Annotated in this window: 12 protein-coding genes; all 12 read left to right on the top strand. The window is 55.3% G+C overall.

Features of this window, described 5'->3' with window-relative positions:
- The first annotated feature begins 20 nt into the window (after positions 1-20).
- The 12 genes from ACN080_RS05565 to ACN080_RS05620 all read left to right on the top strand — a co-directional run bounded on the left by ACN080_RS05565 (position 21) and on the right by ACN080_RS05620 (position 16,667).
- Positions 21-1,892, top strand: coding sequence for a peptidoglycan D,D-transpeptidase FtsI family protein (locus ACN080_RS05565; RefSeq protein WP_419113254.1), 1,872 nt, complete (start codon positions 21-23; stop codon positions 1,890-1,892).
- 82 nt (positions 1,893-1,974) lie between these two features.
- A complete protein-coding gene (locus ACN080_RS05570) occupies positions 1,975-3,669 on the top strand; it encodes a UDP-N-acetylmuramoyl-L-alanyl-D-glutamate--2,6-diaminopimelate ligase (RefSeq protein ID WP_419104243.1) in 1,695 nt (564 codons plus the stop codon).
- Positions 3,670-3,683: 14 nt separating this feature from the next.
- Positions 3,684-5,279 (top strand): UDP-N-acetylmuramoyl-tripeptide--D-alanyl-D-alanine ligase, encoded by a 1,596-nt coding sequence (locus ACN080_RS05575; RefSeq protein WP_419104244.1) that lies wholly within the window; start codon positions 3,684-3,686, stop codon positions 5,277-5,279.
- Positions 5,280-5,300: 21 nt separating this feature from the next.
- On the top strand, positions 5,301-6,419 hold the full coding sequence (gene mraY, locus ACN080_RS05580; RefSeq protein WP_419100054.1) for a phospho-N-acetylmuramoyl-pentapeptide-transferase: 1,119 nt from the start codon (positions 5,301-5,303) through the stop codon (positions 6,417-6,419).
- Positions 6,419-7,954 (top strand): UDP-N-acetylmuramoyl-L-alanine--D-glutamate ligase, encoded by a 1,536-nt coding sequence (gene murD, locus ACN080_RS05585; RefSeq protein WP_419104245.1) that lies wholly within the window; start codon positions 6,419-6,421, stop codon positions 7,952-7,954. Before mraY ends, murD begins: the two co-directional genes overlap by 1 nt.
- Positions 7,955-8,051: 97 nt before the next feature.
- Complete coding sequence (locus ACN080_RS05590; RefSeq protein WP_419113255.1) at positions 8,052-9,884, top strand: FtsW/RodA/SpoVE family cell cycle protein; 1,833 nt, start codon at positions 8,052-8,054, stop codon at positions 9,882-9,884.
- Between the two features lie 100 nt (positions 9,885-9,984).
- A complete protein-coding gene (murG, locus tag ACN080_RS05595; protein WP_419113256.1) occupies positions 9,985-11,082 on the top strand; it encodes an undecaprenyldiphospho-muramoylpentapeptide beta-N-acetylglucosaminyltransferase in 1,098 nt (365 codons plus the stop codon).
- Positions 11,079-12,569 (top strand): UDP-N-acetylmuramate--L-alanine ligase, encoded by a 1,491-nt coding sequence (murC, locus tag ACN080_RS05600; protein ID WP_419113257.1) that lies wholly within the window; start codon positions 11,079-11,081, stop codon positions 12,567-12,569. Before murG ends, murC begins: the two co-directional genes overlap by 4 nt.
- A complete protein-coding gene (locus tag ACN080_RS05605; RefSeq protein WP_419104248.1) occupies positions 12,569-13,516 on the top strand; it encodes a cell division protein FtsQ/DivIB in 948 nt (315 codons plus the stop codon). The genes murC and ACN080_RS05605 overlap by 1 nt, the downstream gene beginning before the upstream one ends.
- A gap of 192 nt (positions 13,517-13,708) precedes the next feature.
- Positions 13,709-14,917, top strand: a complete 1,209-nt coding sequence (gene ftsZ / locus ACN080_RS05610) for a cell division protein FtsZ (RefSeq protein WP_419100060.1) — start codon at positions 13,709-13,711, stop codon at positions 14,915-14,917.
- Positions 14,918-15,028: 111 nt separating this feature from the next.
- Entirely contained in the window at positions 15,029-15,829 is an 801-nt protein-coding gene (locus ACN080_RS05615; protein ID WP_419113258.1) for a polyphenol oxidase family protein, read from the top strand.
- Positions 15,830-15,854: 25 nt separating this feature from the next.
- Positions 15,855-16,667 carry a YggS family pyridoxal phosphate enzyme gene (locus tag ACN080_RS05620; protein WP_419113259.1) on the top strand — a complete coding sequence of 271 codons (813 nt, stop codon included), beginning with the start codon at positions 15,855-15,857 and terminating at the stop codon, positions 16,665-16,667.
- The last annotated feature ends 59 nt before the right edge of the window (positions 16,668-16,726 follow it).

Consider the following 16,726-nt stretch of genomic DNA (forward strand, 5'->3'; position numbering starts at 1 on the left):
CAACCAGGAAGACAGATACCGTGACAGAACCAGGTGGAACCATGAAGGGCTCGCAGTATGAAGATCCCGTTCAGGGGATAAAAGAGACTGTAGGGCGCCGTGGATTCTTAACCGGCACTATCGCGGCCGCTGGTTTTGGTCTTGTGGGTGCTCGTCTTGCCTACCTACAGGGGCTTGACCCCGACGGCTTAGCGGATGCTGCAAAGAAGAAAAGAACCCGCGAGCAGGTCATCCCCGCCCTGAGAGGGGAAATTCTCGATATCAACGGTAACGTCCTGGCTCGAAGCGTCCAAAGGTATAACATCACCGTTGATCAGTCCGCAGTTGGCCCCTTCAAAAGGTACGAGGAGGGGAGCAACAAGCCAGTTGAGGTAACTGCCACCGAGCTTGTCTACGAGCTAGCCGATATCCTTGAGATGAAAGATGAGGATGTCAAAAACGCCTTGGACGGCAACCTGCGATACAAGGTAGTTAAAGATAATGTCACTCCTGCTATCTATAACAAGGTTCAAGCACTGGGGGCTCCCTATATATACGGTGAGATTCTGAGCGAACGTAAGTACCCCAACGGGCAGGTTGCTGGGTCAGTAGTAGGTCGCTACAGCATCGTTGAGGAAGCCGTTGACGGGACCAGTAACCAAACCCGAACCGCCAATAACTCTGTGGGTATTGAACGAACCATGGGAGAGCATCTGGCGGGTAAGGACGGACTGCGAGTCTATGAAATCTCCGCTGACGGTATCCGTATCCCTATCGGAGATGAACAGAACACACCCGCTGAAGACGGTAAAAACATTCGCCTTACTATCAACCAAGACGTTCAGTATTTTGCTCAGCAGGTTGTCAAGGCGCGTGCTGATGAGCTCAAAGCTGAGTGGGGCACTGCCATTGTCATGGATGTCCGTGATGGTTCTATCCTTGCGCTCGCGGATTCTTCTACCATGGATCCTGGCTCTGATAAGTTCGAGATTGCAGATATGAATCCCCGTGCTATCTCTCAGGTTTTTGAGCCGGGTTCGACGGAGAAGATCCTGACCACCGCTGCGGTTCTTGATGAGGGGCTAGTGACTCCCGAGACGGTTTTTCACGTGCCCGCCGAGCTAGTGATTGATCAGCAGACCATTACCGATGCTTTCGTTCACCCTGCCCAGAAGCGAACCGTAACTGGAATTATCGCAGACTCCATGAACACGGGTACCGTGATGATGGGGAGCAAACTGACCAAAGAACAGCGCTATAACTGGCTCAAGAAATTTGGCCTGGGAGACTTCACAGGGGTTGAGCTGACCGGTGAGTCTCAGGGACTGGTTAGTGATTGGCGGGATTGGGATATCCGCCAGCAGTACACCGTGCTCTTTGGCCAGGGTATCGCTCAGACGGCCCTCCAGACCGCCATGATTTATCAGGCCATTGCTAACAAGGGCGTCATGCTCAAGCCCCGCATCATCGATGCTGTTCTCGATAATCAGGGGACCGAGGAAAAACGCCCTGTTGAGGAGGGCACCCGAATTGTTAGCGAGGAAACTGCCCGCAAGACCCTGAGCATTATGGAAGCCGTTGTCTACGAGGGCGGTGCCAAGGGTGCCCAGGTTGAGGGGTACAGGGTTGCCGGTAAAACCGGCACCGCTGAAAACGTAGGAAAGAACTCATCGACCTATGACGGTTGGACTACCTCCTTTGTGGGGGTTGCGCCTTCGGAAGATCCGCGCTTTTTGGTCTCTGTCACGATCCATCGCCCTCAAACAACAGCCGCCGCTGTAGGCCTAGCTAACACAACCGAGCAGTTCGCTGAGATTATGGAGAAGACCTTGCACACCTATAACGTGCCGCGTTCTTCAACGGAGCCTCAGCTGACCCCCAAATTTGCCGAGGGTCACGATGAAACCGGCTAAAGTAGAGGCTACGAATAAGGGGCGCTGCCCAGAGCGCCAGATAAAGTTTTAATTTCACTCGCTATACCTGGAGGGAAACCCCGTGAACAATCAAAGACTGCTCAACGGTAGCGCACAGACTCTGCGCCCCCGTCAGGTTAACCGCACCAGCTGTGTGCAGGTTGCTGAGTGGCTTATCGATCTGGGGCAGGAGGCACGACATGTGCAGGAAGCCGCTGCGCCTATTAGCGGTATCACCCTGGACTCGCGTGAGATTCAGAAAGGTGATCTGTATGTTGCTCTGTCGGGGGCAAAGACTCACGGTGCTACCTTTATTGCTGCGGCCTTAGAGCGTGGGGCTTCCGCAGTTTTGACTGATGCTGATGGCCTTGAACTTATAAAGCAGGACGGGGCTTTGCCGCAGGGACTGGGCGTGATTGTGACCGCCGACGTACGGGCAGCGGTTGGGCCACTTTCTGCTCGTATCTACGGTTCTCAGCCTGCAAACGGGGGAGCACCCCGACTCTTTGCCGTGACTGGAACCAACGGCAAGACAACTACCACCTACATGATTAACTCAGCTATGCAGGCTCTGGGCCACACCACGGGCTTGATCGGCACCATTGAGATTTTGGCTGGTGGCCAGGCAATTCCTTCCAAGCTAACAACCCCGGAGTCGCCCCACGTCCATTCTTTGATTGCGCTCATGAGTGAGCAGGGTATCAGCAGCGCAGCTATGGAGGTTTCCTCACACGCTCTGGACTACCGGCGTGTTGATGGCATTCGATACGATGTTGCTGGTTTTACCAACCTGACCCAAGACCACCTAGATTTGCACGGCACCATGGAGAAATATTTTGAGTCCAAGGCCGAGCTTTTCACCCCCCAACGCACCCGCCGTGCGGTGATTACCGTTGACGATGAGTGGGGTCAGAAGATGGCTGACCGTGCTATCAAGAATCTGGGGAGCCGCGCCGTCGTTCGCTTGGCGACCAAGAGGGGGGCTGGCTTTGAAGCCGGGTCGGAGCTGTCTACGCTAGGGCCTTCCGACTGGAAGCTGATTCGGGTTCAGCGGAGCGGAATCGGACACAGCTTTGTGCTGGAACGCGGGGACGGCTTGCAACTGGCAAGCTCGACTCAGCTCCCTGCGGACTTCAACGTCTCAAATGCTGCTCTAGCTGCCCTGATGGTCTTTGAGTCTGTCCAGCATGAAGGGGAGCGGAGCCAGGTGGCAGAGAAGCTCTCTCGCTCTGAAACTCTGGCACCCGTGGTCCCTGGGCGGATGCAGCTCATTTCTACCGCTCCGACTGCACTGGTCGATTTTGCCCATAATCCCGATGCCCTTAAACGGGCTCTTGAAGCAATCGAACCAGCTAATCCCAAGGGCAAGATTATTATCGTCTTCGGCGCCACCGGTGAACGGGATCAGACCAAACGGCCTCTCATGGGGCAGATTGCCGCATCCTACGCCGACATCGTAATCGTGACCGACGATGATCCGCACCATGAAGCTCCTGGCCCGATCCGTGAGGCCGTTGAATCAGGTGCCTTGGCCGCCGTTGAAGGCGGGGCCCGAGCTCAGCAGGTGTTCAATATCGAGCCTCGTTCAGCCGCTATCAACCGGGCTATTGAACTGGCCGGTCCCGAAGACTCTATCCTTATTGCTGGTAGAGGGCACGAGGTGGCTCAGGACGTAGCTGGAACAGACCTTGAACTCGATGACCGAGTCGAAACAGCATGTGCGCTCCTGGCCGCTGGTTACAGCGTCCTACCCGCTTATCAGAACGAACAGAAGTAGCTTAAGGTAAACCCATGATTGAACTGTCTGCCCTTGAGATTACCGCCGCTGTGGGAGGAACCCTATTGGGCCTATCCGAAGCGGAGGCGGCTGCTATTTCGTGTACCTCAGCTACAACCGACTCCCGCCAAGTCACTGCCGGTTGCCTTTTCCTAGCTAAGCCGGGTCAAGTGACTGACGGCCACAATTTCCTACCCCAGGCTTTTGCTGCGGGCTCACGGCTGGCTCTGGTGGAGCGCGAGGTCAAGGACGAAGCTGGGGTTCCCTACCCTTCAGTACTCGTAGATGACGTTGTCCTGGCGATGGGGCAGCTGGCCGCCTTCATCCTTGCTCGTCTGCGTGAACGTGGTGAGGTAACCGTGGTGGGTATTACCGGTTCAGCGGGTAAAACTACGACCAAGGACCTCCTGGCCGCTATCTTTGGAGCAGTGGGCAAGACCGTGGCACCAGTCGGCTCATTCAACGGTGAGGTGGGGGTTCCACTGACCGTGTTCCGTGCGGAGGAAGATACCCGTTATCTGGTCATTGAAATGGGGGCAGACCGGGTCGGCAACATTCGCTACCTGACTGACATGATTCAGCCTGACTACGGAATTATCCTCAAGGTTGGTACCGCTCACGCCGGTGAATTTGGGGGCGTCGATAAGATCGAAGCAACCAAGGGTGAAATGGCTGAAGGTGTTCGTCATGGGTTGGGACTCAACATTGACGATTACAGGGTACGACGCATGATTAACCGTGCAAGTACACCCGTGACTTACTTTGGTGTGGCGGGTCGGGAAGCTGAGCTGACCACCACGTCCAACCCCGGGGTAACCGAGGAACGTGTGATTGCGGAAAACCTGAGCACGAACTCCCAAGGCAAACCTGAATTTACGCTTATTTTCCCTGATGGGCAGAGGTATGAGGTGTCATCCCAGCTCATCGGTGAGCACCACGTCTACAACCTGTTAGCGGCAGCTACCCTTGCCTACCAAGCTGGTATCCCAACCGACGTCATTGCGCAGAACCTTATCTCCTCTGCCGCAGCTTCTAAATGGAGAATGCAACGCACTGACCGGGCCGATGGCGTAACCGTCATTAACGATGCCTACAACGCTAACCCCGAATCCATGACAGCAGCCTTGCAAACTCTTGCTTCTTTGGGCCGGCAACCCGGCACCAACAGAACATGGGCGGTTTTGGGAGCCATGCTGGAGCTGGGGGAGCAGAGCCTCACCGAGCACGACCGAATCGGCCAGCTCGCTGTACGACTCAACATCTCCAAACTAATTGCAGTGGGCGAGATCGCTAAACCGATATATAACACCGCCCATTTGGAAGGTTCCTGGGGGAATGAGGCAACCTGGGTTGCTACCGGCGAAGAGGCCTTCGAACTCTTGCAAGGCCAGCTTGAACCAGGCGACATTGTACTTTTCAAGTCCTCAAATGGAGCTGGCCTGGGCATTCTAGGCCAACAGGTTGCAGACTTTGAGGGCAACCTCACCGTACCGGTGAGCTCAAAAGGCTCAAATCAGCCCTGGAAGAGCGCCGGTGACTTTGCACAACCGCTAAACTCTTTCAGTGGTGCAGAAACTGCTTCTGCCACCAACACTTCAGACAACTTATAACTGGGAAGGCAAAGACACCACATGATTTCTATCTTGTTGGCTGCGGCTTTGGGCCTGATCATTTCGATTGCAGCGACTCCGGTCTATACCCAATGGCTGGTCAAGCAGCAATTCGGACAGTTCATCCGCGAAGACGGGCCCACATCACACCAGGTTAAACGCGGCACCCCCACTATGGGTGGTGTGGTGATGATGGTAGCCACCGTACTCGGTTTCTTCCTTTCCATGGCCTTGACCCCCTTGCTGACAGGCGTGGGGCAGGCCCCTTCCGCTTCGGTCTTACTGACCATGTTCCTTATGCTGGGCATGGCCGGCGTGGGTTTCATTGACGATTTCTCAAAGATTTGGAAGAAGCAAAGCGAAGGCCTGACACCTAAGGGCAAGATTATTCTGCAGGGGCTCATCGGCACGCTTTTTGCGGTAGGTGTTCTCCTGATCAAGGATGACCGGGGCTGGTCACCTGCCAGCTACCACCTATCCTTCACCCGTGATATCTCTTGGCTGAACCTGGCTTTTGCTGGCCCTCTTATTGGCATGATTCTCTTCATTATCTGGGCTAATCTGATTGCCACGGCAACCACTAACGCGGTTAACCTGACCGATGGTCTAGACGGCCTGGCAACCGGCGCAGCCATTATGGTCTTCAGCGGCTACCTTTTGATTTCTATGTGGCAGGCTCAGCACCTGTGCGTTCCCGGCTCCTTGGACAGGGTCTGCTATGAGGTTCCTGATTCCGGCCAAATGGCGGTTCTTGCCGCTTCACTGATTGGTGCCCTCATCGGCTTTCTCTGGTGGAACACCTCACCGGCAACCATCTTCATGGGAGATACCGGCTCATTGGGCCTGGGTGGCGCACTGGCTGCTTTCGCCATTATTACCCGCACCCAGATGCTCCTGCCCATCATCGCGGGGCTCTTCGTGACGATTGCTATCTCCGTTATTCTGCAGGTGGGTTACTTCAAGCTCAGTGGTGGTAAGCGCATCTTCCGTATGGCTCCCCTCCAGCACCACTTTGAATTGAAGGGCTGGGCCGAGGTCAACGTCGTTATCCGCTTCTGGATTCTGGCGGGCCTCTTTGTAGCGGTAGCCCTCGGTATTTTCTACGGCGACTGGCTTATCATCAACGGAGGTGCCTTCTAATGCAGGCAACAAACGCTAATCCCGTGTACGGCTACGAGCGACTTGAATCGCTAACTCGTTGGGAATCTGACTGGGCTGGGTTGCGTGTTGTAGTGGCGGGTCTTGGTATCAGCGGTTTCTCAGCAGCAGACACTCTGATTGAACTGGGAGCTCGTGTTGTTGTCGTCGATGGGAATGATAACGAGGTCACCCGTGGCAAAGCAGACACCCTGGCGATTGTTGGTTCTGCCGGGTCTGTACTTGGGCCCGACGCTATGGAAGCGCTTCCCCTGGTAGACGGTCAGCCAGCAGAGCTCGTCGTGACCTCACCCGGGCTTGCCCCTACCATCGGCATCCTGGCCGATGCTGTAGGCCAGAAAATCCAAATCTGGGGAGATGTTGAACTTGCCTGGCGACTGCGTGAGAGGGAGGGACGAACCCTAGCACCCTGGCTCTGTATCACCGGTACCAATGGCAAAACCACCACCGTTGGCATGACTGAATCAATTCTGCAAACGGCAGGTCACAAAGCTATCGCGGTGGGCAACGTGGGTACACCTATCCTCGATGCCCTGCGTGACCCGGTTGATTACGACTTCTTCACCGTTGAACTCTCTAGTTTCCAGCTCCACTGGACCTACTCCATGTCACCGCTCGCTTCAGTTGTGCTGAATGTGGCGGAGGACCACGTGGACTGGCACCAAGGCTACGCCAACTATCTGGCCGATAAGGCACGCATTTACGAGAACACTCAGGTTGCCTGCATCTTTAACGCCAACCAGCAAGAAATTGTTCAGATGGTTGAAGAAGCTGACGTAGTTGAGGGCGCACGAGCTATCGGTTTTTGGGCTGATACCCCCGGGCTTTCTATGGTCGGTGTTATTGACGGTTTACTCGTTGATCGTGCTTTCCTCGAAGACCGCCGCAACCAGGCTTTAGAGCTGGCAGAGGTTGCCGATACCGGACAGCTCCCCACCAGACACACGGTGGAGAACGCGCTGGCCGCCGCTGCCCTGGCACGAGCTGCCGGGATCTCTCCCGAGGAGGTCAAAGCGGGCCTACTGAACTATCAGCCGGGTGCTCACCGTATCCAGCTTGTGGCTAATACTCACGGGGTGCTCTGGGTCAATGACTCCAAAGCCACCAACCCGCACGCAGCCAACGCGTCTTTGAGTTCTTTCACGCCCGTGATTTGGGTTGCCGGGGGGCTTTCCAAGGGAGTTACCTACGATGAGTTGGTAGCCGAACATAAGGACAGGCTCAAAGCCGTTGTCGTCATCGGAACCGATACCGCTGCCCTGATCTCAGCTTTGGCTAAGCAGGCACCGGCAGTGCCCGTCTATAACATGACTGAGAGCCCGCTCCTAGCTGATGCTCGTGACGGAAGAGCCGTCATGGGACTTGCTGTGGCTAAAGCCCACGAACTCTCAGCCCAGAATGACACGGTTCTTATGGCCCCCGCAGCGGCTTCTATGGACCAGTTCGTTTCTTACGCCGATAGAGGCAATGCCTTCATCGACGCGGTAGCAGATCTTGTGAACCAGATTAATTCTTAGTACTAACAGGGGGAGCACCGATACGTCTAGGTGCTCTTCTTCCAGCATCTAACCCGCCGGGTGAGTGCCACCTGACTGAAGAGAAGAGAACCGGAGCATGAACCTTACAGCCTCCCCATCATCGAAGAATCAGCAGAGCCGGCTGGGCGGTTTGATCACCAAGGTCCGGGATATCTGGGAGCAGGCCCAAACACGTTTGGGCTCGATGGTGCTGACCGATGTGCCCATCGTCCTGTCTGTTGCCGCGTTTGTTCTATCTATCTTTGGTGTGATGATGGTTCTTTCGGCATCAAGTGTGGAGCAGATTTCCGTGGGGCACACTCCCTATGGCCAGGCCAGCACCCAGGGGGTATTCGCTGCGGTTGGCATCCTGCTCATGCTGATTGTGGGGTTCCTGGTACCTGTTAGGTTTTATAGGCCCTCCCTCGCGCTTAACCTCGCGATGCTGGTTGTTGTTGCCCTTCTCGTTGCCGTGATGTTTTTTGGAAGTGTGGTTAACGGTAATCGCAACTGGCTGAATGTTTTTGGCTTCAGTATGCAGCCTTCTGAGTTTGCCAAGCCCGTGATGATTTTGTGGTTAGCCTCCGTATACTCCCGCCAGGGCAGAATTGACCGGGGGACAACTGGCCAGGCGCTCTATAAAGCGCTCTTTCCCGCGATCCTGGGGTTTGGCTTGGTCGTGGCTCTCATTTTGGCCGGTCACGACGCTGGGACGGTTCTGATTTACGTTATGTTCTTCGGAGCTATCTTCATGGCTGCGCGCCCGTCGCCTTCAACGGTTCGCATCGGCATTGTGGCGCTCTTGATTGGGGCTCTTGCTCTGGTAGTAACCAGCCCTAACCGTATCGAGCGTATCCTTAACACCTTTTCTTTCTGGAGCGAATGCCAGGAAACGACCTGTGATCAGGCAAACTCAGGCTTGGCAGCGCTGGCAACCGGTGGGTTCTGGGGGGTTGGCTTAGGCCAGTCTCGTCAGAAATATAATTACCTTCCTGAGGCCCACAACGACTACATCTTTGCTGTGATCGGTGAAGAGCTGGGGCTGGTGGGTGCGGTAGCTCTGATTCTCTTGTACGCTGCCCTCATCTACTGCTCGATGCGTATTCTTTTGCGTTCTTCAGATTTGTTTATCCGTTACGCGACCATTGGCATCATCACCTGGATAGCCGGTCAGGCTTTGCTAAACATCAGCATGGTCGTTGGCATCATGCCCGTTATTGGTGTGCCCTTGCCTTTCATTTCTGCCGGTGGTTCTTCTCTGGTCTCCGTGCTATTTGGTGTGGGCGTGCTGATTGCCTTCGCCCGGCAGACCCCACTTAACCCGATTGTGGGGGAACGTACCGGCCTGGTAAACGCCAAGAAGCAAAAGGACGATGCCCGTCGCGTGGCTCTTGGGCGTGTGGTTGCTCGAGAACAGATTGCACTAGCCAAGGACCCCGATGGTGCCGGGTGGACCCTTGAAAAGTTCCTGGACCGGTGGAAGGCCCTCGTTGATGGAGGCAAGGCTCGCCCCAATGGTAAAAGTCATAACCGCTCGCAAGGAAAGGCGTCAGCTCTGGGTGAGAGCCAGGCTTCGGTACCGCGACAGCAGACAAGAAGGCCGGGGCAGGCTCCTGTGCCTGGAGGCCAAAAGCTAGCGACTACTGCACCGCGCTTAAACACCGGTGAACCCCTTCGTCCTCAGCGGACTCAGCAGAAGCCGCCGGCTTCATACCAGAGTGGCTCAGTTCAGGCTTCTGGCTCAGCCACACGGCCTCCAGCAAACGCTGAAGGCACCACTGCACCAGCTCCTAAACCCCAGCATCAGGTAAAACAGGCTCCTGCTGAGGGGAGCGCCCATGTTCAGCGCCTAGCCCCACAAGAGCGGAAAGTTCCTCAAGGCCTGCGTACCATCCGCAAGGCACGAGATTTACCTAATCACAAAAAATAAGGGCAGGTTACACTGAACCCTTTGCGCTCAAAGTGTGCCAAGAGCCCATGACGCGTAAACTTAAGGGGCGAAACTGAACCCTAAGGGAGTGAAATATCCTATGACCCATGCACCTACTGTCGTGCTTGCCGGTGGCGGAACTGCCGGGCATATTAACCCTATGCTTGCTATCGCTCGGGCTATCCAAGACCGTGAGCCGGAGGCAAGGATTCTTACGGTAGGTACCGAAAACAGCATGGAGGCTACCCTGGTTCCCGAAGCTGGATTTGAGATTAGCTTTATCCCTAAGGTTCCTTTCCCCCGCCGTCCCAGCCTCGAAGCTCTGAAATTCCCCCTGCGCTTTCGCGGTTCCCTAAAGCAGGCGGAGAGCATCCTGCGCGATACCAAAGCGGACGTCCTGGTCGGTGTCGGTGGATATGTCTGCACACCCATGTACCTTGCTGCACACAAGCTAAATATTCCTGTGGTTATTCATGAGGCAAATGCTAAGCCCGGGTTGGCCAACAAAGCCGGTGCTAGGAAAGCTGCCCTGGTGGCCACTGCATTCCCCGATACCCCCATTGCCGGGGCGCGAACTGTGGGTATGCCGATGCGCCAGAACATTGCCTTTCTTAACCGGCCAGAGGCTCAAAAAGGTTCACGTGAACGTCTGGGGCTTGACCCCGATAGACCAACTCTGGTTGTCACGGGTGGATCGCTCGGCGCTTTGAACCTCAACCGTGCTATCTCTGAGATTATCGATGAGGTTCAGCCTGCCGGTTACCAGCTGCTTCATATCACCGGGCGCGATAAGGCGCTTAAAGATGCTGCCGGTGAGCTTAGGCAGGCACCCGGGTACCGTCAGGTGGAGTTCGTGACATCTATGGAAGACGTTTATGCTGCAGCGGATTTGATGATTGTGCGATCCGGCGCGGCAACCGTCAGCGAGATTGCAGCTGTTGGTTTGCCCGCAATTTTTGTGCCTCTGCCTATCGGTAATGGCGAGCAGGCCCTAAATGCGCAGTCTTTGGTATCTGCGGGTGCCAGCATACTGGTCAAGGACTCAGATTTCACTGCTAGCTGGTTCCGGGCTAATGTCCCGGCGCTTCTTGCAGATAAGGCTAAACTTAGCGACATGGCAGAAAAGTCCTACCGGCACGGCATCCGTGATGCCTCGCAGGTGATGGCAGAAGAAGTATTGAAGGCGGCTCGCGCATGACTGACTCATTGCTGGATCTTTCGATTGATCTTCCGGCACCTCTTAACCCTCCTTTCCCGGAACGGCCTGTGCTCTCTGAGCTAGGGGCAGTACATTTTGTGGGTATCGGCGGTGCTGGCATGTCTGCTGTTGCCCGTTTGATGCTGAGTGCCGGTATGTCCGTGAGCGGTTCAGACCAGTCAGAAAGCCCGGCTCTTGCCTCCTTGAGGGAACTGGGGGCCAAAGTTTCGGTCCCGCAGTCTGCTGAGAACATCGCTGGCGCTGATACCGTGGTCATCTCAACCGCTATCCAGGAAACTAACCCGGAACTGGCGGAGGCCCGCGCTCGGGGCCTGCGTATCCTTCATCGTTCAGAGGCACTTGCGGCCACCATGCGTGATTCACAGGTTATCGCTGTGGCGGGCACCCACGGCAAGACTACGACCAGCTCTATGATTTCTGTGATGTTCGACGGTCTGGGGCTGGCACCCTCGTTTGCTGTTGGGTCAACTATTGCCGGGTTTAACACCAACGCCCACCTGGGGGCGGCAGGGCCGGACTCCTGGTTTGTGGCAGAGGCCGATGAATCTGACGGTTCTTTCGTGCGCTACCGCCCTGAGATTGCGGTGATTACTAACGCAGAACCCGACCACCTCGACTTTTACGGCACAGATGAACGGGTATTTGAGGCTTTCCACCGCTTTATTTCCTCTATGGCTCCCGGTGGAGTCTTTGTGACCTGCGCCGATGACCGTGGTTCTGCCTTGCTTGCCTCGCGCGCACTTGCAGCTGGAGTGCATGTTGTGACTTACGGTGAGAGTGAAGACGCCATGGTGCGGATTACAGGCATCACCTCTGAAGGCACCGAATGCTCATCAAACCTTGTGTGGGATTTTACAGTAGCCCATAAAGCTCACAGCGGGCATATTACTCTGACCCTTCCCGTCCCGGGGATTCATAACCAGCTTAACGCTACAGCTGCATTTGTGTGCGCTCTGATAGCAGGTGCGAGCCCTGAAGCCGCGGTTGGTGCGCTCAGCCAATTTTCGGGCACTGACCGTCGCTTTACGCTACGCGGTGAGGCGGCCGGTGTGAAGGTCTTTGACGATTATGCCCACCATCCCACCGAAGTGCATAGGGCCCTAGAAACCGGGCGGACAGTAGCTGAGGGGCATAACCTCTATGTTATTTTCCAGCCCCACCTCTTCTCGCGGACCAAAGAATTTGCTCGTGAATTTGCGGAATCTTTAGCTCAAGCTGATCGGTCATACGTTGTAGATATCTACCCGGCGCGCGAACAGCCCATTGAGGGTGTTACCAGCCATTTGATCACCGATGCGGGGTTCTCTGAGGTCCATTATGCTGCTAACGTCGATGAGGCACTTGATGCCCTTGTCGCCGCGGCCTTACCGGGCGACATCATTATGACGGTGGGAGCAGGGGATGTAACGAACCTTGGTCAGGTTCTCGTGCACAAGCTCTCTGATCGTGAAAGTGTGCGGGGCTAGTGGAGGAGCGCAATCAGGGCCCACAAGCTGATGAAGCTACTTCTTCGGCAACAGGTAAGGCAGGTAAACCGCGTATTAGGCTGAACTCTTCCAAGGTTGCACAGCTCGAAGAGTCGAATGACAATTTGGTTGATCTCTCAGAGAACAGCAAATTTGCTCAATGGCGTCAAAACCATAGCAAGATTTCTCCTGATCCTGTCATCGCAGAGGATGGGGGCAACCAACCTGCCCCTATTGCCCTCAACTCACGGCGAAAGAATCGCTGGAATTGGAAGAACTGGCTGTATGCAAGTTTGGCCTTGCTGGCTCTTGCAGCTCTATTTATTGGCCTTGTCTTCTTTTCACCTTTGTTGGCAACCCGCACTATCAAGGTGGAGGGAGCCTCTCTGCTTGATGAAGCAACTATCCAAGAGCAACTCAAGCAACTTGAGGGTGTGCCGATGACCCAAATTACAGAGTCTGAGGTAGCTTCGCTTATTGGTAATGAGAATGTACTTTACGGCCTTACCTTGCAAGCTAAACCTCCTCATGAGCTAGTTGTCCAGCTTCGTGAACGAGTTCCGGTTGCAGTTGTTGATAATGAGGGGATTTTTGTTCTCGTCGATAACGAGGGTGTACAGCTTGGTACAGCTCCTTCTGTTGAAGCTGCTGGGGTTCCTCTGGTCAGTGGCGGGCTCGAGATTCTGGGGAGCGGGGCCTTCCATACCGTAACAACAGTGCTGGCCGCTCTGCCGACCTCTATCCTGTCGCAGGTATCGGAAGCTAAGGCCGATTCCGCTTCGACTATCACCCTGGAGATGGTAGACGGAACGAAGGTCGTATGGGGCACTCCAGACGAAAGTGAACTTAAAGCTAAGGTTTTAGTTCAGCTGATGACATCTGTGGGTGCAGAAACTGCGGTCCAAACCTATGACGTCTCAAGTCCCCTTGTCCCCACCGTCAAATAGTCTCAACTTTTACCTAAGGTTGTTCTTTACCTAGAGATTTTCTGAGAAAAATAAGGCCTGAGGTAAAACTGGGGCGACATTGTTGGGTGAAGTTGATAATCTTTCATTGATTGAATCAATAGTTTTGTGCCAAATTCAACCTTAAATCTAAGGTTGATTTGCTCTGAAAACAGTAAACATAGTAGGGAATCCATGGATACAACAACTCCCCAGAACTACCTGGCAGTTATTAAGGTCGTCGGTATTGGTGGCGGCGGTGTCAACGCCGTCAACCGCATGATTGAGGTTGGTCTGCGAGGCGTTGAGTTTATCGCCATCAACACCGACGCTCAGGCGCTCCTGATGTCAGATGCCGATGTCAAGCTTGATGTAGGCCGTGAGCTGACTCGCGGTCTTGGTGCAGGCGCTAACCCCGATGTTGGTCGTCAGGCAGCTGAGGATCACGAACAGGAAATCGAAGAGGTCCTCAAGGGTGCCGACATGGTTTTCGTCACCGCTGGTGAAGGCGGTGGCACCGGTACTGGTGGCGCTCCCGTTGTAGCCCGTATCGCTCGCTCTCTTGGTGCCCTGACCATTGGCGTTGTCACCCGCCCCTTTACTTTTGAAGGTCGTCGTCGCTCCAACCAGGCAGAAACCGGTATCGCAGCACTGCGCGATGAGGTTGATACTCTCATTGTCATTCCTAACGACCGCCTGCTGTCTATCTCAGACCGCAACGTTTCTATGCTCGACGCTTTCAAGTCGGCTGACCAGGTTCTGCTCTCGGGTGTACAGGGTATCACCGACCTCATCACCACCCCCGGTCTGATTAACCTTGACTTTGCAGACGTTAAGTCCGTTATGCAAGGTGCCGGTTCGGCACTTATGGGTATCGGCTCGGCATCGGGTGAAGACCGTGCTGTTAAGGCAGCTGAGCTGGCTATTGCCTCCCCGCTACTGGAGGCTTCTATCGACGGTGCGCATGGCGTTCTACTGTCGATTCAGGGTGGTTCTGACCTGGGCCTCTTTGAAATCAACGAAGCCGCACGCCTGGTTCAGGAGGTTGCCCACCCCGATGCAAACATCATTTTCGGTGCCGTTATCGATGATGCCTTGGGCGATGAAGCTCGCGTGACCGTTATTGCTGCAGGTTTTGATTCGGTAAACCCCGAGACCAATTCCAACAACAACAGCGCAGCTAACACCCAGGCCGCTCGCACCCAGCAGAGCTTCGGCAACGCTTCAGCTGCTCCAGTGGCTCCCGGCAATGGCTTTGGTGCTGCACCTGCTCCTAACGCATGGAACGGCAGCGGTGCGGATATCCCCACCAACGCAGGTTTTGACGTTGATCTTCCCCCCGTTGTTGAAGATACTCAGGCAACTCGTCGTGACACCCTCGATGTGCCCGACTTCCTCAAGTAAGCCCCGGCAGCCGGTAGCTTAGTACAGGACTAAGAGATGTGAGGGTGAAAGCTGGAAACAGCTTTCACCCTCCTTTGCATTTAAAAGATGGTCAGTGAACAAAGGACAGTCATGCCTCAAACCTCTGCGCGGTTATTTTCTGAACACCTTGCACACACCTCAGACGGATCGAGGGTCCACATCGGCTTTACAGCGATAGGGGCTGGTAACTTAGGCCTACATGTGGGGGAGAACCTTGAAGAAGTTCTGGAGAATAGGCGGGAGTTGGAAAGTGAACTACTCGGCGGGGCGAGGGAGCAGGGCTTTATCTACCTCAACCAGGTGCACGGTACAGATGTCTTCGATGCTGATTCGAGGCCAAGGATCGAGTCTAAGGGTTCTGAGCCTGACCAGCTCCTGGAGCTGGCTCCGGTGGCGGATGCTGCAAGCTCTAGCCAGGGGGTTCCCTTGGCTATCATGGTTGCTGACTGTATTCCCATAGTTTTTGTCGGTGAAGATAGTCGCAGCGGTAGCCCCATCATTGGTGTAGCCCATGCTGGGCGAAGGGGGCTGCTGGACGGGGTAATTCAGCGTGAGGTTGATGACCTCAAAGCTCGAGGTGCCGTGGGTTTAAGGGCCTGGCTGGGCCCCTCAATCTGCGGAAAATGTTACGAAGTGCCCCAGCAGATGCGTGATGAGTCAGCTAACTTATTGCCCGAGGTGGAGTCTCTGACCAGCTGGGGGACACCTGCTTTGGACTTGCCTGCTGGAGCAGGCGCTATCCTTGTCAAGCTCTTAGGGGAGGGGGCTGTTTCTAGCCAGCTCGGGGCCTGTACCTTTGAAAACCATGACGTTTTCTCGCACCGAGGGCACACCCTAAACGGTGAGCCTGCCGGGCGCATTGCTGGGCTAGTCTGGATTGAGAAGAATTAGAGTTCAAGGAATCGGGAGTATCGAGATGGGATTGGTGTACGGCGCGGAGCGAGCATCTGATCTTGCCGGGAGGTTAGCTAGCGTCCGGGTAACTATTGAGCAGGCCGCCGCACAGGCCGGTGGGGCCAGGGTGAGCTCTGACCCACTTCCTGAGCTGGTAGTGGTCACAAAGTTCTTCCCGGCCTCAGATGTGGCGGCACTCTATGATGCTGGAGTGCGGCGCGTGGGGGAGAACCGGGACCAGGAGGCCGCCGCTAAGGCACAGGAACTGGCTACCTATACTGGCTCCGCGGATCCGTTGAACTGGTCTTTTATCGGGCAGCTCCAAACCAACAAAGCCAAGTCAGCGGTACAGTATGCTACGGAGGTTCAATCAGTAGACCGAGCACAGCTTGTGACAGCCTTGTCCAAGGCATATGGTAATCGCTTAGCACGGTATGAAGCGGGGGAATGTCAAGCGCCCGCAGGCATGAAGCATGGTGGCCTGCGCTGTCTGATCCAGGTAAGTCTTGAAGAGTCGGGTCTTGTCACTGCTGGGCAGGCTGCCCAGGGGTATCGGGGCGGTGCGGCTCCTGACCATATTGAGTCGCTGGCTGAGCTTATCAGCAACTCGCCGGGGCTGACTCTGGGCGGCTTGATGGCGGTGGCCCCTCTTGGGCAGGACCCCTATGCAGCCTTTGAACGGCTCTACGGCTATGCCCAAAAACTACAGGAGCGACACCCCGAAGCAACTGAGATTTCAGCAGGTATGAGTCAAGATTTGGAGGCGGCTATATACTGGGGGGCAACTACAGTTCGTGTGGGATCGCAAATTATGGGGTCCCGGCCAAGTGCCTAATTTCACCGCGAATAGGAAGGCAATGCTGTGGCTGGCCTGCACGAAATAAGGCGGAGTTT

Source organism: Rothia sp. CCM 9416 (assembly GCF_048513535.1).
GTDB lineage: Bacteria > Actinomycetota > Actinomycetes > Actinomycetales > Micrococcaceae > Rothia.